The sequence below is a fragment of the Chromatiaceae bacterium genome, from assembly GCA_016714645.1.
In the GTDB taxonomy this organism is placed as follows: Bacteria; Pseudomonadota; Gammaproteobacteria; order Chromatiales; family Chromatiaceae; genus M0108.
In genome coordinates this window covers 516,401-537,383 of record JADKCI010000001.1, presented here as the reverse complement: position 1 = coordinate 537,383, position 20,983 = coordinate 516,401, and the positions used below count along the sequence as shown (strand labels likewise).

18 protein-coding genes are annotated in these 20,983 nt (G+C 60.3%); 11 read left to right on the top strand and 7 right to left on the bottom strand.

Going from position 1 to position 20,983, the window contains the following annotated elements; genetic code table 11:
- Window positions 1-21: 21 nt before the first annotated feature.
- The gene (gene gyrB, locus IPN92_02490; protein MBK8637185.1) at window positions 22-2,427 is read right to left on the bottom strand and encodes a DNA topoisomerase (ATP-hydrolyzing) subunit B; all 2,406 of its coding nucleotides are present in this window, start codon (window positions 2,425-2,427) and stop codon (window positions 22-24) included.
- Between the two features lie 165 nt (window positions 2,428-2,592).
- Here gyrB and IPN92_02485 point away from each other — a divergent pair, with 165 nt between their 5' ends.
- The gene (locus tag IPN92_02485) at window positions 2,593-3,672 is read left to right on the top strand and encodes an ISAs1 family transposase (protein ID MBK8637184.1); all 1,080 of its coding nucleotides are present in this window, start codon (window positions 2,593-2,595) and stop codon (window positions 3,670-3,672) included.
- 30 nt (window positions 3,673-3,702) lie between these two features.
- On the opposite strand, the gene recF is transcribed toward IPN92_02485, so the two are convergent.
- The 3 genes from recF to dnaA all read right to left on the bottom strand — a co-directional run bounded on the left by recF (window position 3,703) and on the right by dnaA (window position 7,325).
- Window positions 3,703-4,776, bottom strand: a complete 1,074-nt coding sequence (recF, locus tag IPN92_02480; GenBank protein ID MBK8637183.1) for a DNA replication and repair protein RecF — start codon at window positions 4,774-4,776, stop codon at window positions 3,703-3,705.
- A 15-nt stretch (window positions 4,777-4,791) separates the two neighbouring features.
- Window positions 4,792-5,892 (bottom strand): DNA polymerase III subunit beta, encoded by a 1,101-nt coding sequence (locus IPN92_02475; GenBank protein MBK8637182.1) that lies wholly within the window; start codon window positions 5,890-5,892, stop codon window positions 4,792-4,794.
- 83 nt (window positions 5,893-5,975) lie between these two features.
- A complete protein-coding gene (gene dnaA / locus IPN92_02470; protein MBK8637181.1) occupies window positions 5,976-7,325 on the bottom strand; it encodes a chromosomal replication initiator protein DnaA in 1,350 nt (449 codons plus the stop codon).
- Window positions 7,326-7,601: 276 nt separating this feature from the next.
- Here dnaA and rpmH point away from each other — a divergent pair, with 276 nt between their 5' ends.
- From rpmH to IPN92_02440, 6 genes are all read left to right on the top strand, one after another.
- On the top strand, window positions 7,602-7,736 hold the full coding sequence (gene rpmH / locus IPN92_02465; protein ID MBK8637180.1) for a 50S ribosomal protein L34: 135 nt from the start codon (window positions 7,602-7,604) through the stop codon (window positions 7,734-7,736).
- A 14-nt stretch (window positions 7,737-7,750) separates the two neighbouring features.
- Window positions 7,751-8,149: a ribonuclease P protein component gene (gene rnpA, locus IPN92_02460; protein MBK8637179.1), complete on the top strand. Its 399-nt coding sequence runs from the start codon at window positions 7,751-7,753 to the stop codon at window positions 8,147-8,149.
- Window positions 8,137-8,415 (top strand): membrane protein insertion efficiency factor YidD, encoded by a 279-nt coding sequence (gene yidD / locus IPN92_02455; GenBank protein MBK8637178.1) that lies wholly within the window; start codon window positions 8,137-8,139, stop codon window positions 8,413-8,415. Before rnpA ends, yidD begins: the two co-directional genes overlap by 13 nt.
- A gap of 6 nt (window positions 8,416-8,421) precedes the next feature.
- Window positions 8,422-10,128, top strand: coding sequence for a membrane protein insertase YidC (yidC, locus tag IPN92_02450; protein ID MBK8637177.1), 1,707 nt, complete (start codon window positions 8,422-8,424; stop codon window positions 10,126-10,128).
- A gap of 25 nt (window positions 10,129-10,153) precedes the next feature.
- A complete protein-coding gene (gene mnmE / locus IPN92_02445) occupies window positions 10,154-11,506 on the top strand; it encodes a tRNA uridine-5-carboxymethylaminomethyl(34) synthesis GTPase MnmE (GenBank protein ID MBK8637176.1) in 1,353 nt (450 codons plus the stop codon).
- Between the two features lie 172 nt (window positions 11,507-11,678).
- Complete coding sequence (locus IPN92_02440) at window positions 11,679-12,206, top strand: glutathione peroxidase (protein MBK8637175.1); 528 nt, start codon at window positions 11,679-11,681, stop codon at window positions 12,204-12,206.
- Between the two features lie 22 nt (window positions 12,207-12,228).
- Here IPN92_02440 and IPN92_02435 read toward each other — a convergent pair whose 3' ends face one another.
- From IPN92_02435 to IPN92_02425, 3 genes are read right to left on the bottom strand one after another with little or no spacing between them, the layout of a single operon-like run.
- Window positions 12,229-14,268: a DUF3488 domain-containing protein gene (locus IPN92_02435; protein ID MBK8637174.1), complete on the bottom strand. Its 2,040-nt coding sequence runs from the start codon at window positions 14,266-14,268 to the stop codon at window positions 12,229-12,231.
- Window positions 14,268-15,335 (bottom strand): DUF58 domain-containing protein, encoded by a 1,068-nt coding sequence (locus IPN92_02430; GenBank protein MBK8637173.1) that lies wholly within the window; start codon window positions 15,333-15,335, stop codon window positions 14,268-14,270. The genes IPN92_02435 and IPN92_02430 overlap by 1 nt, the downstream gene beginning before the upstream one ends.
- On the bottom strand, window positions 15,332-16,249 hold the full coding sequence (locus IPN92_02425; protein MBK8637172.1) for an AAA family ATPase: 918 nt from the start codon (window positions 16,247-16,249) through the stop codon (window positions 15,332-15,334). The genes IPN92_02430 and IPN92_02425 overlap by 4 nt, the downstream gene beginning before the upstream one ends.
- Before the next feature lie 356 nt (window positions 16,250-16,605).
- Between IPN92_02425 and mnmG the strand changes: the two genes are divergently transcribed.
- From mnmG to IPN92_02405, 4 genes are read left to right on the top strand one after another with little or no spacing between them, the layout of a single operon-like run.
- The gene (mnmG, locus tag IPN92_02420; GenBank protein ID MBK8637171.1) at window positions 16,606-18,480 is read left to right on the top strand and encodes a tRNA uridine-5-carboxymethylaminomethyl(34) synthesis enzyme MnmG; all 1,875 of its coding nucleotides are present in this window, start codon (window positions 16,606-16,608) and stop codon (window positions 18,478-18,480) included.
- Between the two features lie 43 nt (window positions 18,481-18,523).
- Window positions 18,524-19,156: a 16S rRNA (guanine(527)-N(7))-methyltransferase RsmG gene (gene rsmG, locus IPN92_02415; GenBank protein MBK8637170.1), complete on the top strand. Its 633-nt coding sequence runs from the start codon at window positions 18,524-18,526 to the stop codon at window positions 19,154-19,156.
- An 8-nt stretch (window positions 19,157-19,164) separates the two neighbouring features.
- Window positions 19,165-19,956 carry a ParA family protein gene (locus IPN92_02410; GenBank protein MBK8637169.1) on the top strand — a complete coding sequence of 264 codons (792 nt, stop codon included), beginning with the start codon at window positions 19,165-19,167 and terminating at the stop codon, window positions 19,954-19,956.
- 46 nt (window positions 19,957-20,002) lie between these two features.
- Window positions 20,003-20,917: a ParB/RepB/Spo0J family partition protein gene (locus IPN92_02405; protein MBK8637168.1), complete on the top strand. Its 915-nt coding sequence runs from the start codon at window positions 20,003-20,005 to the stop codon at window positions 20,915-20,917.
- Window positions 20,918-20,983: the final 66 nt, after the last annotated feature.

Below are 20,983 nucleotides of genomic sequence, written 5' to 3'. Positions count from 1 at the left end.
CATTCAGCCGCTGTCACCCAGCTAAATATCGATATTGCCAGCCCGCAAGGCATTACGTTCGATAAATTCTCGACGCGGCTCCACCTGATCCCCCATTAAGGTCGTAAATATCTGATCCGCCGCCACGGCATCCTCAATAGTCACGCGTAGCAGTCGCCGAGTCTCGGTATTCATGGTGGTTTCCCAAAGTTGGTCCGGATTCATTTCCCCCAAGCCTTTATAGCGCTGGATATGATAGTAGCGTCGGACCTCCTCCATCATCCAATCCATTGCCTCGCCAAAGTTGGACACCAGACGGGTCTTGTCTCCGCGCTGAACATAAGCGCCTGCCGAGAGCAGTCCGGTCAGTTTATCCGCCAGGAGCATGATGCGGGCATAATCCCCCCCTCGGAAAAATTCTAAGGGCACATAACTGGTTTCTGGGATGCCGTGACGCAGACGGGTGACGACCAATCCTGGATAGGCTGGATCATCCTCGGTTGTCTGTTCCACCAGAAAGCGTTCCCCCGGGGCGGGCCGCGCATATAGCAGACCCCTCATTTCCACCAGCCAGGCATCAAGATCGAAGGCCGCATCCCCGTCACCACGTCCGTAGGGCGCGAGGGAAAGCAAGGTTCCTAAAAAGGCCGAATCATAGCGACCCATCAGCCTCTGGACGATAGCACGATACAGTTGATAGTCACGCGCCAGTTCCTCAAGGGCAGTTGCCGCCAGAGGAGGTGCCCCGGCTGAGATAAAGAGTAGGGCGCCGTCGAGTGCTGTCTGTAAGAGCGCAGCATTCAGTTCCGCATCTCCCAGAAGATACTGTTCCTGCTTGCCACGCTTGATCTTATAGAGGGGGGGCTGAGCAATATAAATATGTCCCCGCTCAACCAGTTGCGGCATTTGGCGATAGAAGAAGGTTAGCAGCAAGGTCCGGATGTGGGCCCCATCGACATCAGCATCGGTCATGATGATGACCCGGTGATAGCGAAGCTTATCCGGATTATAGTCTTGCAGGCCAATACCGCACCCAAGGGCCGTAATCAGGGTCCCCACCTCCGCCGATGACAACATCTTGTCAAATCGAGCCTTTTCCACATTCAATATTTTGCCCTTCAGGGGCAAAATGGCCTGGAAGGCACGATCACGACCCTGTTTAGCCGAACCACCGGCCGAATCACCCTCGACCAGATAGAGTTCGCATTTGCTTGGGTCGCGTTCCTGGCAATCAGCCAACTTCCCGGGAAGGCCGGCGATATCCAGCACACCCTTACGACGGGTCAAATCCCGCGCCTTGCGAGCAGCCTCCCGGGCGCGTGCGGCCTCCAGCATCTTATTGGAAATGGTTTTGGCCTCGCCGGGATGCTCCTCCAGGAAGGTATCCAGATTCTCCACCAGCAGGGCCTCAACCACCCCCTTAACCTCCGAGGAAACCAGCTTGTCCTTAGTCTGCGACGAGAATTTCGGATCCTGGACCTTGATCGACACGACGGCGGTCAGGCCCTCACGAGCATCATCACCTACCGTTTTGATCTTGTTCTTCTTAGCCAACTCCTCCCGTTCGATATACTGGTTGAGTGTCCGCGTCATTCCGGCACGGAACCCGGCCAGATGGGTGCCTCCATCTCGTTGGGGTATGTTATTGGTGTAGCAAAAGATGGTCTCTTGGAAGGATTCATTCCATTGCAAGGCCACCTCTACCTGGACACCTTGACGCTCGGCAAGGAAGTAGCAAACCGTGGGATGGACAGGTACCTTGTTGCGATTCAGGTGGTTGACGAAGGCCCTTATACCCCCCTTGTATTCAAAGACATCCTCACGCCCACTGTTCTCATCGCTAAGCAAGATGCGAACACCGGAATTCAGAAAGGATAACTCCCGCAACCGCTTCGCCAAAAGGTCATAGTGGAATACCGTATCCGAAAAAATCTCGGTTGATGGCTTAAAATGCACTTCGGTACCCGTGATGTTGCTTGGACCTACCTCCTTGAGGGGATACTGAGGATCACCCAGGACATAATCCTGAACATACTCTTTTCCATCACGATGGATTCGTAGAGTAAGTTGTTCCGACAGGGCATTGACCACGGAGACGCCAACCCCATGAAGTCCGCCCGAGACCTTGTAGGAATTGGCGTCAAACTTTCCTCCCGCATGGAGAATGGTCATAATCACCTCGGCAGCCGACCGCCCTTCCTCTAGGTGAATATCAACCGGGATTCCGCGGCCATCATCATTCACTGTAATCGACTGGTCGGTGTGAATCTTGACCTTGATGTTGGTGCAATGACCGGCCAATGCCTCGTCTATGGAGTTGTCTACTACCTCGAACACCATGTGATGCAGACCAGTTCCGTCGTCCGTGTCGCCAATGTACATGCCCGGACGCTTGCGTACCGCATCTAGTCCGCGAAGAACCTTGATATTAGAGGAGTCGTAGCTCATGGAATGCCTGGATTATTTCTTGCGCCGGATCGCCGACATGGATGTCTATTTTACCTGAATCGAACCGAGCGTGACCGTAAGGAAGAGCGTGTTCCAGGGCGAGCGCATAGAAACTTCGCTTGCGACAGTAAGCTGCGGCATTCTTCGGGAAACTATTTTAGGAGCATCCCATGTCTGCCAGCGTTCTTGAACATTTTTCATCGCTTCCGGACGGACTATCGCGTCGATCGTCACAAGCTCTCTCCATTGGCCGAAATTCTGCTGTTGGTGGTCTGTGCAGTGCTCAGCGGCGCCGAGGGCTGGGAGGCGATGGAGGAGTTCGGCCAGGAGAAGCTTGACGGGTTGCGCAAGTCCGCCCGTTCGCGGATCCATCCGCGGCATGCCCGTGATCTCGGCTGCGTCCGACGGCCTCCGGCTGTGATGGCGCGCGCGGTGGCCGGCCACCGGCGGGGCGTCGCCTCCGCAGACCGCGCGGTTCGCGCTCGGCACCGCGGCAAACAGGCGCTCCACCTAGGTCAGCGCTGGGGCTGCCGCAACCGTCTGGTGCTCGGGCAAGAGGCGACCGAGGAGAAATCCAACGAGATCACGGCCATCCCTAAGCTGCTGGAACTGCTGGCGCTCAAGGGCTGCATCGTGACCATCGATGCGATGGGCTGCCAGACCAAGATCGCCGCGCAGATCGTCGCGCAAGGCGGCGACGATGTGCTTGGTCTCAAGGGCCATCAGAGTACGCTGCACGAGGAGGTCGAGGAGTTCTTCACCACCGCAAGCGCGGGTGAGTTCGCCCATGTCGTGCACGACGACACCAAAGAGACCGACAAGGACCACGGACGTCTGGAAGTGCGCCGGTACTGGGTCACCGCAGAGCTGAGCACCCTGTCCGACACCGCGCGTTGGAGCGCCCTGCGCAGCATCGGCCTGGTCGAACGCGAATGCTGGATCGAGGACCGCCATACCGTGGAGCGGCGTGTCTTCATCACCTCCATCCCCGCCGATGCCAAGCGCTTTGCCCAGGCGGTGCGGGGCCACTGGGGAATCGAGAACCGCTTGCACTGGCGCCTGGACGTCGTCTTCGACGAAGACGCCAGCCGCATCCGCAAAGGCAATGCGCCGGCGATTCTGGCCGCGACCCGCCACCTGTGCATGAATCTGCTCGGACACGAGCCCTCCAAGCTGCGCTTGGCCCAGAAGCGCCGCAATGCCGCTTGGAATGACGACTACCGCGCTAAGGTCATCTTCGGCTGACGATTTATATGCGCTCGCCCCGGAGCGTGGTCAGGTTATGCCGACGATCGCACCTTGTTCCACGTGGAACACAGGCCCGCCAGCATAGCCCTTAGGGAACTCCCCGAGGCCGGCAACCGCAGTTATAAATATTTGGCCAGGCAATGCCGATAGGGCACGAAGAATGGACGCCATGGCGCGCCGGTCCAACTCGGCACCCATATCATCAAGGAGCCAGATGGAGGGCGGGCCACCCATGTTCAACCAATGACGTTGCGCAGCATACTGCAGAAGAATGACAAGGGATTTAATCTGACCCCGGGAAGGCAAGAATTTTCGCTCATGGTTACGCACAACGAATTCAGCACGCGGGGGACCATAATAGGTGAACCCCCGATTTCGATCTTCCTTGAGATTTTCGAATAGAAGACTCTGGAGGCAACTATTCGATGGCCATCCGGAGTGAAACTCGATTGCGGGAGATGCGCCTAACTCCTCTTCCAGGGATGAGTTACGAAACGCTGTATCAAGGCCCTCCAAATAACGACGACGAAGCATGGATATGGCTTCAGCAAGTCGACAATACTCCGCATCCCAGATGGGAAGCCCGTTAGCACCACTTCGAAGCCAAGCATTTCGTTGTCCAAGGACCCGCTTAAACTCAGCGAGCAGCCGCCCATAATTTGGTTCCACGTGGAACAGGTTCCAGTCCAAGAAGAGTCGACGGAAACCAGGCGGCCCCTCCAACAATTGCTGACAATTCTCAGGGACCAAGCGCACATGGAGAGGTCGCCTCAAAGCCTGAATACCCAAAACGGACTGGCCGTTCTCCTGAAATCGCGACCCGTCATGCGACTGGATCATTTTGAGACGCGTCAAAGGCCCATCATCTTCCGGAAAATGCACGGAGGCGGAAACTTCAAGGAATTCCCTGCCGGACCCTAACATGGCCCCATGCTTAGGACCTCGGTAACCTCGCCCCCGGGAAAGGAGATAGATGGCTTCGAGAATAGATGTTTTACCAGCGCCATTGACACCGGCAATCCAATTGATGGAAGGGTCTGCGCAAATCTCCAGGTAACTTATATTACGCAGGCCCGAGATGGCAATTCTTTCAAGAATCACGAATTCACAAGGTGCTCAAAGCAGCATGGGCATCACAACATAGGTTTGATCTTTTCGTCCAGCGCCACGCATTAAGGCGCTGCTATTGGACTCGGCAAACCGAATTTCGACGCGCTGCTCATCGATAACGCTTAACACATCAAGCAGATATCCAACATTAAAACCGATTGCCAGCGGTTCATCGCTGTATTCAATTTCCAAATGTTCCTCCGCCTCCTCCTGTTCCGGATTGTGTGCCTGGAGGGTCAATTCATTCGGTCCAAAACCAAGGCGAATACCCTTAAATTTTTCATTCGATAAAATTGATGTGCGAAGTAAGGATTGACGTAACGCATCGCGGTCCAGTATCGCAATCTTATCGGCCATAAGAGGTATGACACGTTCGTAATCGGGATAACGGCCATCAACAAGTTTAGATGTTAGCAAGGTATCACCAATGACGGCGCGTAGGGTTCGCGGGGAGAGATCGAGTCGAACTCGCTCACCGCCCGATTCAAGAAGGCGATTGAGTTCATGAACCGTCTTACGGGGCACAATAATCTGGATGGATTCCTGAATGGGGAGATCAAAGACTTGCTCCAACATCGCCAAACGATGGCCATCGGTGGCTACGGCGGTGATTCCCCCCGCCTGAACTTTAAGGAAAAGCCCGTTAAGGTAATAACGAACATCCTGATTGGCCATGGCAAAAGCCGTCTTGTCAAATAAGTCCTTGAGCATACCCTGCTCAACTTCAATGCTCTGATCTCCGCTGGAGGTCTCCATTAGAGGATAATCTTCCGCCGGAAGAGTGCTGAGGTTAAAACGACTCTTGCCCGCTGTAATACTAGCCCGCTGACTTTGCAGCTTAAAACTAATCTCGGCATCCTCGGGGACTGCTCTGCAGATGTCGATAAACTTCCGGGCCGGAACAGTGATATCCCCGGATTCGATCACACTGGCGGCAAGCCGGGTACGAATCTCAAGCTCACGATCGGTACCCGTAAAGGTCAAGACATCATCGTCGGCATGAATATGGATATTACCGAGAATGGGCAATGTCTGTCGCCTTTCAACGACACCTCCAACCTTCGTCAGTGCCTGGATCAACCGCTCGCGCTGGGTACTAATGTGCATGGGATTTGTTTACTCCTGACTGGGAAATAACTATGAAGGATTGATTGCCCGGATATCGGAAGAAATAACCTGATTAAGAAGCTTCAGAATGAAAGTATCCGCAACAGGTTTTTAAAGTCTTCCTCGATGACGGAATCCTCTTCGCGCAGGCTTTTGACCTTATTCGTGGCATGGAGGACGGTAGTGTGATCCCGCCCACCAAAGGCACTCCCTATCTCAGGAAGGCTATGTTTGGTTAACTCCCGCGCCAAGGCCATGGCCACCTGTCGTGGGCGAGTTATACTGCGCGTCCGTTTCGCGGACAACAGATCAGCAACCCGGATCTTGTAATACTCGGCTACTGTCTTCTGAATATTGACAATGTTTACCTGCCGGTCTTGAGCCGCAAGCATATCCCGTAGAGCATCCCGGGCAAAAGGGAGATTGATGGGGACGCCGGTGAACTGGGAATTGGCAACCAGACGACGCAAGGCGCCCTCTAACTCCCGGACATTGGAACGAATGGCCTTGCCGACAAAAAAGGCGACGTCCTCGGGTAATTCAACACCCATCAGTCTCGCCTTACTATACAGGATAGCAATCCGCGTCTCGGTGTCGGGCGGATCAATCTGAACCGTAAGCCCCCAACCGAAGCGGGACCGCAGTCGATCATCTAGACCAGGAACCTCCTTAGGAAAGCAGTCGCTGGTCAATACAATCTGTTGGCGAGAATCAAACAGTGCGTTGAAGGTATGGAAAAATTCCTCTTGTGTGCGCTCCTTGCCAGCAAAAAACTGAACATCATCGATAAGCAAGGCATTGACGAAGCGATAGCGCTTCTTGAAATCGTCTATCCGGTTGTGCTGAAGGGCCTTGACCATTTCGCCCACAAATCGATCAGAATGCAAATAGATGACACGGGCAGCCGGATTGGAGTTCAGGACTTCGTTACCAACAGCATGCATCAAATGAGTTTTGCCTAGCCCTACACCACCATATATAAACAATGGGTTATAAGCTACACCCGGATTTTGGCCAATTTGTATGGCAACCGCCCGGGCAATCTGATTGGACTTACCCTCAACAAAAGTATCGAAAGTAAAATCAGGATTGAGATTGGAATCCGTCCGGTTGTGCCCACTCGTCTCCACCGGCAAGACATCATCTCTGGGCAGAGTGGGGCTTACTGATCTTGCCTCACTGGTATCGGCTCTCCTCAGGGAACCAATCTCAAAGGTCAATTCCTGTACTTCGCCCTCGCTTAGGCGACCGCAAACTTCAAGGATCCGATCCTGATAGGATTTGTGAACCCAATCCTTGACAAAACGATTAGGGGCGAAGAGGCGTACACGCCGACCCTCTTCAATCGCCTGGAGGGGAAGAATCCAGGTATTGAACTCGGCTGGAGTAAGTTCGCCCTTGAGAAACCCGACGCATTTTTCCCAAACTGACACGAAAGCCCACCCTCCTCGGCGTCGCTCGGGACGCCAACACCGCGCGTGAAAGAATAGAGTCTACCGACCTTGGGCCATCTTATCCACAAGGTCATACACCGATATTTTAGCCCTAGCAGTGACAGGATACAGAGGGAAGGATAGATTTAGTTTGACCCTCCTGCCCCGGAAACTTATACTCTGCGATCTTTTTCGCGGAAGACCAGGTAATTTTTCCGCGTACAGATATGCCATCACCCGGCGGCTGCCGGCCAGGTTCCAGAGGAGATTCCAGTTATGAAAAGAACTTTTCAACCCAGCCGCATCAAACGCGCGCGCACTCATGGATTCCGGGCTCGAATGGCCACCCGCAACGGCCGCAAGGTGCTTCAGTCCCGCCGTTCGAAGGGCCGGGCACGCCTGATTCCCTGAATAAGCCCCTGCCCCTGAACGCGGGTAACGCCCCACCATCGAAGGTCGGGCCGGGCTCGACGGGCTTTCCACGACAGGCACGGCTACTAAAACCGTCGGAATTTCGCTGTGTCTTCTCCGGGTCAAACCGGTCAGCAGACGGCTTATTTACGGTCCTAATCGCGAGCACCGAAGGGAACTTGGCGAGATTGGGATTAGCAATATCCAAAAAGTGCGCCAAAGGAGCTGTAGATCGTAACAGACTGAAGCGCATCGTCCGCGAAAGCTTTCGAACGCATCGGAGCATGCTGGCAACTTTTGACCTCGTCGTCATGTGTCGACCAAAAGCGGTTAAGGCATCCAAGGCCGACTTGTTGGCTTCGCTCCAAAACCACTGGAAAATCGTGAACCAGAATCGTCAATGCGCAAGCTAATGATTGGCTTGATCCGGGCTTACCAATACCTTTTCAGCCCATGGTTGGGGAATCACTGCCGCTTCTATCCAAGTTGTTCACATTATGCCGTGGAATGTATCGAGATCCACGGCGCCTTGGCGGGATCCTGGATGGCGTTGCGTCGCTTGGGTTGTTGTCACCCCTGGCATGAAGGCGGCTACGATCCGGTACCACCCAGAATCCGACGCGACTCACCCCAAGGTGAGCCTCCTGACCAAAACCCTCCGACCGCACCCCTGATGTGACTGGCCATGGATAATCTTCGACTCGTACTCCTCTTCACCTTAGCCGCCGTCCTGCTGCTGCTGTATCAAGCCTGGGTGCAGGACTATGGCCCCATAGGGGGCCACCCCCAGGTGATTCAGCAACAGACCACCCCTCCGAGCAGAGTGGAAAAAGGCGCCGATAGCGGAGTCGTTCCGCCAACCCCGTATATACCGGCAACGGATACCCCCCCCAGCACCACCCTGCCGACGATGGCCGGAATCAACACGGCGGGCGAGTCGGGGGCTGGGTCCACGGGTACAATCCGCGTCGAGACCGACCTGCTCTCCATGGAGATCGCACGCCGCGGCGGCGCTATTATCAGCGCCAGGCTACTCGATTATCCCCAGAGCCCCAGGGACCAAGAAACCAAATTCCGCCTGCTCAAGCCGGAACCACCCAACTTCTTCGTCGTGGAATCCGGCTTGCGGGGTCCCGAGACCGGGCCTTTGCCGGCGGACAGCCGCTCCCTGACCTTCCAAGCCACCCAGGAATCTTTCTCCCTCAAGCCGGGACAAGACGAACTGGAAGTAGTGCTCTCTTGGAGTGATCCCGCCGGTGTCGAGATCCACCGGCGATATCGCTTCACCCGAGGCAGCTACGTCATAGACCTGACCCAGGAGGTCGTCAACCAAACGAAGGCCCCACTCGCGGCGCGGTCCTACACGCAGATACTGCGCACCGAACTAAACGACCCCGAAGCCACCCGCTTTGTTTATACCTACACGGGCGGGGTCTATTACACGCCCGAGGACAAATACAAGAAAGTCCCCTTCGAGGATATGCGCGCTGAACGCCTATCCCTGGAGGCAACGGGAGGCTGGGTCGCCCTCATTCAGCACTACTTCCTCGTGGCGGCCCTGCCCCCAGCCGGGGAACCCCAGACCTTCTTCACCAGCGCCCGCGACGATGGCAAATTCCTCATTGGCACCTATACAAACCCAGCCACCATCGAACCAGGGACCAGATACCAATTCAACGAACGTATCTTCGTTGGACCGAAGCTCCAGGACACCCTAGCCTCGGTAGCCCCAGGCCTGGACTTGGCCGTCGATTATGGCCTGCTGACCATCATTGCCCAGCCTATCTACTGGCTATTGAGCAAGATCCACGCCTTAGTTGGCAACTGGGGCTGGTCCATCATCTTTCTTACCATCCTCATCAAGCTGGCCTTCTACAAACTGTCCGAGACCAGTTACAAGTCCATGGCCAATATGCGCAAGATCACTCCGCGTATTCAGGCCCTGAAAGACCGCTATGGCGATGATAAAGAGCGCCTGAATCAGGCCATGATGGAGATGTACAAGAAGGAGAAGATCAATCCCCTCGGTGGTTGCCTGCCCATCGTGGTGCAGATCCCCGTCTTCATCTCTCTTTACTGGGTGCTGCTGGAAAGCGTCGAGATGCGTCAAGCGCCTTTCATGCTTTGGATAGACAACCTTTCCGCCCCAGACCCCTATTTCGTGCTGCCCCTCATCATGGGCGTGTCCATGTACGTTCAGCAGAAACTCAATCCCGCGCCTCCGGATCCCATCCAGGCCAAGGTGATGATGAGCCTGCCCTTTGTCTTTACGGTCTTCTTCGCCTTCTTCCCTTCGGGCCTGGTGCTCTATTGGGTGGTCAATAACCTGCTGTCCATCGCCCAGCAGTGGTACATCACCGACAAAATCGAAAAGGCCGCCGCCAAGCATTGAGGCCTGAAACCTAGAGACCAGACCTATGGCGGCCGACACCATCGCCGCCATCGCCACGCCGCCCGGATTTGGCGGCGTCGGCGTGGTTCGGGTCTCGGGAACGGGGGTATGCCTGATCGCCGAAGCCATCCTCGGCAGCATCCCCGAGCCGCGTCAGGCAACCCTGGGATGGTTTCGGGATGAGACGGGGGTGGCCCTGGATCAGGGCCTGGCCCTTTTCTTTCCCGGCCCCCATTCCTTCACCGGAGAGGATGTCCTCGAGCTTCAGGGCCATGGGGGGCCCCTCGTCCTGGACTTGATAGTCAAACGGTTAGTGGCACTGGGGGCACGCCTGGCTCGCCCCGGAGAATTCAGTGAACGCGCCTTTCTCAACGGCAAGCTCGATCTCACTCAAGCCGAGGCCGTAGCCGATCTGATCTCCAGCGGCACCGAAGAGGCGGCCCGCCTCGCCGGACGCAACCTGCAAGGCGAATTTTCGCGCCGCATCCACGAGCTGGTTGAAGAGCTCATCCACCTCCGTGCCTTTGTTGAAGCCGCCCTCGACTTCCCGGAAGAGGAGATCGACTTCATGGCCAATTCCAGCATCACCGCCGATCTGGAAAAACTAGTAGTCCGCCTCGATAAGCTCCTGGCGGGTGCCCGCCAGGGCCGCCTGATCCGGGAGGGGATACAGGTCGTCATCGCCGGCCCGCCGAATGTTGGAAAATCCAGCCTGCTTAATGCACTGGCCGGAAGCGATGCCGCTATCGTCACGGCGATTCCCGGGACCACCCGCGACCTGCTGCACCAGCACATCCAGATCGACGGCCTGCCGCTCCACATCATCGATACCGCCGGCCTACGCCATTCGGTCCAGCCGGTGGAAATGGAAGGTATCCGCCGCGCCCGCGATCAAATCGCCAAGGCCGATGCCCTCCTATGGCTATCCGACGACAGCCAGGATCCGGCAGGCCATGACTTCGAACCGACCGAGATCCCTACTCCTACTAGCCAAATTCCCGTTACCTGGGTCCGTAACAAGATCGATCTGAGTGGCCGGCCCCCCGGTCTTACCCAGACGATAAGGGGCACGGAGATCGCTATATCCGCGAGAGAAGGTACCGGTTTGGATAGCCTGCGCGCCCACCTCAAGCACATTGCCGGCTACCAGGAAAAGCTTGAAGGCGCATTTCTTGCCCGCCGCCGCCATCTGGATGCCTTGACCCGCGCCCGGGAAGCCCTCTGCCTGGCCAGAACAGCCCTGCGGGCAGACAACGCCGCCGAACTCACCGCCGAGGAACTACGTATCGCCCAGCAGGCTTTGGGGGAGATCACTGGTGAATTTACCTCCGAGGATTTACTGGGCAAAATATTCGCCAGCTTCTGCGTAGGCAAGTGAGCAGCCCCCCCTGACGGGAATCAATTACCACTCAACGATAGCCGGCGCACCCTCAAGTCATAATTAACAATTATGCCAATGGGTTACCCACAGCCAAAGGTAACCATGAATCCTTCTTCAACCTGGAGAACCCAACGTGAAGACAGCACTATTTGCCCTCGGCCTTGCCGCCATGAGCAGCGGCGTCACGGCGGAACCCGCGACCGCCCCTACGAACACGGCGTGCCCACCCCTTCTGGATATCAGCCTCCGCCGATTGGCTGGAGAAGAGCAGGTCAACCTCTGCGAGGCCTATCGAGGCAAGGTCATCCTGGTGGTAAACACCGCCAGCAAATGTGGTTTCACCTCTCAGTACGAGGACCTTGAGGCCCTGTATCGTAAATACCAGGACCGGGGCCTGGTCGTGCTTGGCTTCCCCTCCAACGATTTTATGCAACAGGAGCCTGGCAGCGAGGCGGAGATCCAGAAATTCTGTCGCCTCACCTACTCGGTGGAATTTCCCATGTTCGAGAAGATCAGCGTCACCAAGGGTAAGGCCAATCCCCTCTTCGAGCGCCTCGCCGCCGCGGGCGCCCCCTACCCCAAGTGGAACTTCTACAAATATCTGATCGACCGCGAGGGGAATTATGTGGATTACTTCGCCAGCATCACCTCGCCGGGTAGTGACAAGGTCGTGCGGGCCATCGAAAAGCTGCTATGAAAGGCTGCCAGCGATGTTCAATTCACCAGGCTTGGTACCTCCGTCGCCGGGTCTGGCGCAACATGGCAAGAGTGGCTTGCAACTCCCGGCTCAAAGAGTCCAGATCGACTTTGCCCACAGGTTCGCAACCATAGCGCAGCTTGGCATAGCGCTCAGTGAATGCCAGGCAACCGACGGCCAGCCTAGGTTCCCACAGCGCCAGCCGCTGACCGTAGGCGCAAGGCCCCTCGTTGGCTTTGCGGGGAAGGCCTGCGCGAGCCAGGCGGGAACAGAATTTCCGATAGAGGCGCCCCAGGGGGTCCGGTCGCGATCTGCGGGGCTGCCAGAGCAGTGCCACCAGCAGCAGACCCATCGCCAGGCTGCCAGCCAGGACCATGAGGACGGCAAGGCCATATTCGCGCAGCCAGCCCAGGCCAATACTGTCGAGCAGGGCCTGTTGGCGGGAGCGATCCAGGCCCAATACCCAGCGGTACCAGTTTTCGTCCAAGGCATCGCCAAAGAGGCGCAGGCCATGGACCATCCGCCCCCAGGCAGTCACGCCCCCGATGCGCAAACGCAAGGGCCGGCCGCTGGCCAGGCCCGTCAACTCGGGACTCGACTCGACGCGCTCCGGAGCCACGGCGGCGGTGGGATCCACCCGGGTCCACCCCTGGCCCTCCAGCCAGACCTCGACCCAGGCGTGGGCATCTGACTGACGCACGATGAGGTGGGCGCCCAAGGGGTTGCGCTCGCCTCCCAGGAAGCCCATGACGATGCGCGCCGGGATGCCGGCGATCCGCATCAGGAGGGCGAAGCTGCTGGCATAGTGCTCGCAAAAGCCTTTACGGGTCTCGAAAAGAAACTCATCGGCGGGGTTATCCCCGAGCCGGGGGGGGCGAAGGCTGTAAAAAAAGGCTTGCTGATTGAAATGGCGAAGGCCCGCCTGGACCACTGCCGCTGGACCCGGGGAGACCCCAGCCCATTCCCCCACCAACTCCCGCATCCGCGCCGTGACATTGGCCGGGAGCGCCAGCCCGGCGGCCCGCTGCTCCTCCGGCAAGCCACCGGTATCCTGGGCCGGCGCCGATGTCACCCGATAGACGCGGGTCTCCTTGATGGGCTCCTTGGCCAACAACTGAAAGTCATGGGTCAGTTGGGCATCCTTTTCAGGTGTGCCTGTCGGCAGGTCCAGGGCAAAGAGCCAGCGCTGGCGGCTAGGCTCCAAGGTCACCTCATAGCTGACGGCCCCTCCCAACCGCGCCGGCACCGCCGCCAGGCCGGAAAACTGATCGGGCCTGGCGGCCTGCCAGCGCCGGCCGTCAGTATTCCAGGCCACGGGGCCCCGCCAGTAGAGCCCCTCGGCCTGGGGAAAGGGGCCGTCGAAGCGAACCCTAAAGGCAAGGGAGCCGTCCAGGACCAGTTCACTCACCGAGCCCGGTTCCAGCCAGTCATTGATGCCCGTGCGGGCTTGGTCCTCGGCGGGGAGAAATGACCAGAGGGGAGCGTCCAGGCGGGGGAAGAGGATGAAGAGCACCAGGGTCAGCGGCAAGGCCTGTAGGGCAAGCCGCAAAGCCAGACCCAGCACTTGGCGCGGGGGCCGAGGTAGACTCCGGGAACTGTCCGCCAACACCGCCACTTCCAGGATCAGCAGGGCGCCGAGAAAGAGGGCAACCCAGAATGACTGCCCAAAGAGGAAGTGGATCACGAGCCAGAAGGCGAAGAGCATGGCCAGCAGCCGCACGTCTCTCGGACTGCGTATTTCCAGCAGTTTAAGGGCCAGCAGCAGCGTCAGCAGGGCGGAACCGCCTTCCTGGCCGACGAGGGTACCGTAATGGCGGTAAACCAGGAGGACCCCAACCAGGGCGAGGGGCAGCAGAATCCACCGACCCGGTTCAAGCCGGGGGAGCCGTGCGGCGACCGCCCGGTAGGCGAGGAGCAGATAAAAGTAGCCGAGGACGGCCGGGGCCAGGTGTGGAATCAGGGTCAGGCCGGCGATGGCATAGAGGCCCGTGACAGCCGCGATCTGGCCAGGGCGCGGCCGCTCGAATGAGTGCCGGCGGGGCCGAGGGATGAGGCCCAACATCAGCCCTGCCCCTTTGCCGGGGTGCGAATAGGCCACCATCCGGGTTTGCGTTCCCGCCAGGTTCGCGACCGGGACTGGCTTGGGCTCGGATCTTCCGAGGCAAGAGGCGCCTGGCCAAACCGCGCCAGAGCACCCAGGCAGAGGTGCATCTGGGCCTCGCCACGCCCCAAGCCGATCTCGCGACCGGGCAGGCGCAGGCCGAAGTCCTGGTCCGACTGGGTGGCATCCAGGAGTTGACGGCACAGCCAACTCAGGCGGGTTTCGATGTCCGCCGGGGGCAGCCGCTCCCAATCGAGCCAGAGCCGATCCGAGCGGTCACGGCCAAACTGCTTAACGAACAAACCTCGACCCCGACCATAGGCCTTCCAATCCAGTTGGCGGGGCGAGTCGCCCAGGCGGTAGCCCCGCAGACCGGCGAAGTCATCCGCCCCAGGGTCCCGGTCCCCCCGGGCACCCTCACGACCCGCGGCAGTGGGCATCGGTGCCGTGGCCTGGTCGGCGGGGCGGGGATAGACCAGCACCTCCGCCACTGTCTCAAGGTAACACCAGGACCGGAACAGACCCAGGGGATAGCGGGTCTCCAGGGTCAGCCGGCCGAGGTGCCGAAGGCCACGCCGCTGGGTTGGCAATAGCAGGCGCGCACTGGCTGTAGCGCCCGACTCCAGGTCGGTGGGCGGCGCCGCATGGCCTGCGGTGGACAGGCGCAGATCCCAGCGCGGGCGCACGGTCTCGGCGCTGATGAGGAGATCGAAGGTGGCGGGGTCGCCGGCGAAGACCGGGGGGCCCGCCCGTGCCGTCACCCCCAGCCCAAGCAGGTTGAACCAGGCATGGTGCATCGATACCAGGACGATGGCGGTGGTCAGGAAGGTAAAGAGTAGCCCCAGATTATTCTGGTAGTTGAGGGAGCCCAGCAGCATGAGGATCAAGATGCCGCCGAACACCAGGCCGGCCCCCGTGGGCAGGATATAAATGGCCCGGCGCAAAACCCGAGCCTGACCGCCCGGCGAGAGGGGACAGACACGGACATAGGCGGCAAAGAGGGCGAGCAGCCGTTCCCCCAGCCTCACCGCACCGGCACCTGATCCAGGATGAGGGCAGCGGCCTCGTCACCACCGCCCAGGCCATACTCCCCTCCGGCTTCCAGGCGATGGCCGACGCAGGAACCCAGCACGGCCTGCACGTCCTCGGGATAAGCGGCGTCGCGACCCGCCAGCAGGGCCCAGGCCCGGGCGGCGCGCAGCAGGGCCAGTCCGGCCCGGGGTGACAGGCCCAGCAGAAAGCGCGGCGAGCGCCGGGTGAAGGCAATGATGTCGTAGCAGTAGTCAATAATCGGCGGAGCGGCGTGGACCTGACCGGTGGCCTGCTGCAGGGCACGGATCTCCGCCTGGCCCAGGACCGGTTGCAGCCGGGCCAGCATCTCCCGCCGGTCCTCCCCGGCCAGCAGGGCCTTCTCGGCGGCCTCCGCCGGATAACCGATGCGCAGCCGCATCAGGAAGCGGTCAAGCTGCGACTCTGGCAGGGGGAAGGTGCCGATTTGGAAGGCTGGGTTCTGGGTGGCGATAACAAAAAAGGGCTCGGGCAGGGGGTGGGTTTCACCTTCAACCGTCACCTGCCGCTCCTCCATGGCCTCCAGCAGGGCACTTTGCGCCTTGGGGGTGGCGCGGTTAATCTCGTCAGCCAGGACCAGTTCGGCGAAGAGGGGGCCGGGGTGGAAACGAAACCGCCCGGCGGCACGCTCAAAGACAGAGGTCCCGATGATATCGGCGGGCAGCAGATCGCTGGTGAACTGGATGCGGGCATAATCCAGACCCAATAGCCGCGCCAGCAGATGGGCCAGGGTCGTCTTGCCGACCCCGGGCAGATCCTCGATCAAGAGGTGGCCTCGCGCCAGCAGGCAGGCAATGGCCAGGCGCAGTTCCCGCTCCTTGCCAAGAATAATTTCGGAGCCCGCCCGCAGTGCCGCATCCAGTTGCCTCGCCAAAGCGCTATCCATGGGCTAAACCCCGGCCTGGCCGGGCCTGAAAAGGGCCATTCGCCGGGCAGACATCCGGGCGTAACCGCGAGACAAGGAGGTACTGCCCACCCGGAAGAGCCAGGCAGGACGCCGGTAACTCGGCGCCGCTTTTCGCGGTTGGCATGGCAAAGACCTCCAATAGGATTCCTAGCGGGGCGGGAAATGGCGAGATCGAGCCCCGACCGGGGTAATATACCGGTTTAGGCGACTCAACGCCCCCAGGCCAGCCGACGGCTAACCAGCAGCCGGGCACCTAACCCAAGTCACTATTTAGATGCATACTCGCGCGCTAGGACACAACAGGATTGAGGCAGGAGGGTGGTATGCCCTCTAAGCCAGGTTACAGCGTCATCGTGGTCGGTGGCGGCCACGCGGGCACCGAGGCCGCCCTGGCGGCGGCGCGCATGGGCGTCCCCACCTTGCTGTTGACCCACAACATCGAGACCATCGGCCAGATGAGTTGCAATCCGGCCATTGGCGGAATCGGCAAGGGACATCTTGTCAAGGAAATCGATGCCCTGGGCGGCCTGATGGCCCGGGCAACGGACCGGGCCGGCATCCAGTTCCGCATCCTCAACGCCCGCAAGGGGCCAGCGGTGCGAGCGACACGGGCCCAGGCGGACCGCATACTTTATAAGGCTGCGGTACGTTCCGCGGTGGAAAATGCCCCTTACCTGGATATCTTTCAGCAAGCCGTGGATGATCTCCTGGTCGAGGAGGGCCGGGTCGCCGGGGTCGTCACCAAGATCGGCCTGGTCTTTCGCGCCCCCTGCGTGGTGTTGACGTTGGGAACCTTTCTCGCCGGGCGCATCCACGTGGGCCTGACGAGCCACGAGGGCGGACGCGCCGGAGATCCGCCAGCCAACGCCCTGGCGCGATGCCTGCGGGACCTGCCCTTCAGCGTGGGACGGCTCAAGACCGGGACGCCACCGCGTATCGACGGCCGCAGCATCGACTACGCCCTGCTGGAGGCGCAGCCTGGGGACGAACCAGTCCCCGTCTTCTCCTACCTCGGCCGCCCCGAGGATCACCCGCCCCAGGTATGCTGTCACATCGCCCATACCAATGAGCGGACCCACGACATCATCCGCGCTGGACTCTCGCGTTCTCCCCTCTACACGGGACTCATCGAGGGGGTGGGTCCGCGCTATTGCCCCTCGATCGAAGACAAGATCATCCGCTTCGCCGACAAGGCCAGCCATCAGATTTTCATGGAACCGGAGGGCCTTACGACAAGAGAGGTCTATCCCAACGGCATTTCCACCAGCCTCCCCTACGACGTCCAGGAGGCCCTGGTCCGCAGCCTGCGCGGCTGCGAACAGGCCCGCATCACCCGCCCCGGCTATGCCATCGAGTACGACTTTTTCGACCCCCGGGATCTGGACCCCTCTCTGGAATCACGCCACCTGCCCCAGCTTTTCCTCGCGGGGCAGATCAACGGCACCACCGGCTACGAGGAGGCCGCCGCCCAGGGCCTGCTGGCCGGGGCTAACGCCGCCCTGCGGGTCCAGGGCCGCCCACCCTGGTGGCCACGCCGGGATGAAGCCTATCTCGGCGTCCTGGTCGATGACCTCACCACCCGCGGCACCAGCGAGCCCTACCGCATGTTCACCAGCCGCGCCGAATACCGGCTACTGCTACGGGAGGACAACGCCGACCTGCGCCTGACGGAGACGGGGCGTCGCTTGGGCCTGGTGGGCGAGGCGCAATGGCGCCGGTTCGATGACAAACGCGAGGCCATCGCCCGGGAACGCCAACGGCTGCGAGAGGCCTGGCTGCGGCCCGCCACCATCGACCCCGAGCAGGCCCGGGCGGTTCTGGGGGACGAACTGCGCCGCGAGGCCCGCGCCCTGGATCTGCTGGCCCGACCCAAGGTCGACTACGCAAACTTGATGACCCTGCCCGGTCTGGGCCCCGGCGTGACGGACCCCGAGGTGGCCGAGCAACTCGACATCCAGGCCAAGTACGCCGGCTACATCGAACGCCAGCAGCAAGAGATCGATCGCCATCGCGCCCAGGAGGAGACCGCCCTCCCCCCGGATTTCCCCTTCGACCAGGTCCGCGGCCTCTCGGCCGAGGTCCGGGAAAAGCTCCTCAGGGTCCGCCCGACCACCTTGGGACAGGCGGCGCGCATCCCCGGCCTGACCCCGGTGGCCATCTCCCTGCTGCTCATCCATATCCGGCGGCGCTCGGCATGAGACTCTCGATCCAGTTGCAGGACTATCCGGAATGGCGAGTGTCATGAAGGGCTCCCATACCCCCACCCACGCCCGGCTCGACGCCGGGCTGGTGGCCCTTGAGCTGGACCCCAGCCAGGACCAGCGGGGCCGGCTGATCCAATTCATTAACCTGCTGGCGCGGTGGAACCGCGTCTACAACCTCACCTCCGTGGACGATCCCCTGGAGATGGTCTCCCGCCACCTGCTCGACAGTCTGGCCGTCAGCCCCTACCTGCTGGGTTCGAACGTGCTCGACCTGGGGACCGGGGCGGGTTTACCAGGCCTCCCCCTCGCCATCCTGGAGCCGGAGAGGAGATTCGTCCTCCTCGACAGTAACGGCAAGAAGGTCCGTTTCGTCCGTCAGGCCACCATGGACCTGGGGCTGGCAAATATTGAGGTGGTCCAGGCACGGCTGGAGTCATATCGGCCAGGGGAAAAATTCGCTACTATCATCACCCGGGCCGTCGCCGACCAAGAGACCCTGAGGCTGGCGGTCAAGCCGCTGCTCGCCAGCCCGGGCCGCCTGCTCTTGATGAAGGGCCGCCGGCCCAATGAGGCGCTTGTCACCCTGACTCCCAACAACGCCGTCATCCACCGGCTGGAAGTGCCCTTCCTCGACGCCGAGCGTCACCTGATCGAGATCCGCCAGGACTGAACCCCTCTATGGCCAGAACCATCGCTATCGCCAACCAGAAGGGCGGAGTGGGCAAAACCACCACCGCGGTCAACCTGGCCGCGTCCCTGGCCTCCATGAAGCGCAGGATTCTGCTACTTGACCTGGACCCACAAGGCAATGCCACCATGGGCTGCGGCGTCAACAAACGCGAACTGACGCATTCCGCCTGCGAACTAATGCTGGGCGACCTGGAATTCAGGGACTGCGTGATCCGGGTTGACGAGCCGGTGCCCGGCTTCGACCTGATCCCCGCCAACGGCGACCTGACCGCCGCCGAGGTGGGACTCATGCAAACCTCGCAACGGGAACGGCGCCTGCGGCAGGTCCTGGCGGATCTGGGGGACACCTACGAATTCGTCATCATCGACTGCCCTCCATCCCTCAACATGCTGACGGTCAATGCCCTCGTGGCGGCCCAAGGGGTACTGATCCCGATCCAGTGCGAGTATTACGCCCTGGAGGGCCTTTCGGCCCTCCTCGACACCATCGCCCAGATCCGCGCGACCCGTAATCCCGGGCTGGCCATCGAAGGCATCCTGCGCACCATGCACGACCCGCGCAACAACCTGGCCAACCAGGTCTCGACTCAGCTCGTCACCCACTTTAATGAAGATGTCTATCGGACCATCATTCCCCGCAATGTGCGCCTGGCCGAGGCCCCGAGTCATGGCCAGCCAGCCCTGCTCTACGACAAAGCCTCGCGTGGCTCCATCGCCTATGTCGCATTAGCCAGCGAAGTGCTCCGCCGCCAGCAGAAACGCCAGGCGGCCACGTCCTGATGCCGACGATGACACCGCTTAAGCAAACCCCATACGAGGACCCGGCATGAATGTTAGGAAGAAGGGGCTTGGCCGCGGCCTGGATGCCCTGCTCGGCGGCCTGAACGAGAGAAATACGGACGATAGCGACCTAGCGGACACCGCCGATGTCGCCCCGGATACGAGCGAGTCCAGGGGAAACCTGACCAGCCTCCCCCTGGATCTGATCGAACGGGGCCGTTTCCAGCCGCGACGTGACTTCGATCCCGAAGGGTTGCGGGAGTTGGCGGATTCCATTGCCGCCCAAGGCGTAATCCAACCCATCGTCGTGCGCACCCTGGCAGGCGGGCGTTACGAGATCCTCGCCGGCGAACGCCGCTGGCGGGCCTCGCAACAAGCCGGCCTCAGCGAAATCCCGGTGGTGATCCGGGAGGCCGACGACCAGTCGGCCATGGCCATCGCCCTCATCGAAAACATCCAGCGTGCCGACCTCAACCCCTTGGAAGAGGCCTCGGCCCTGCAACGTTTATTGGGCGAATTCGGGCTGACCCATGCCCAGATCGCCGAGGCCATAGGCCGATCACGGGCCAGCGTCACCAACCTGCTCCGCCTTCTGGAACTCAACGACGACGTCAAGCGCGCCCTTGAACGAGGTCAATTGGAAATGGGGCACGCCCGCGCCCTGCTCGGCATTAAGGGCCCGCGGCAGAGTGCCGCCGCGACCCAGGTCACCAGCCGTGGCCTCTCGGTGCGGGAGACGGAGCGCCTGGTGCGCCAGATGCAGCAGGAGGAAGAGGGCCGAACACCCCCCGTCGCGCGCCCGGGGACCGTCGACCCTGACGTCCGCAGACTGCTAGACGATCTTACCGACCGGCTCGGGGCCCAAGTCCATATCCAGCCCGGCAACCGGGGGGGCGGTCGCCTGGTCATCGCCTACCACAGCCTGGACGAGTTGGACGGCATCTTGGCCCACATCAAGTAAATCGTGATAAAGGCTTGTGGGGGGATCGATTCCGATACACCATTCAAAGAGTTTGATGGGCAGGCT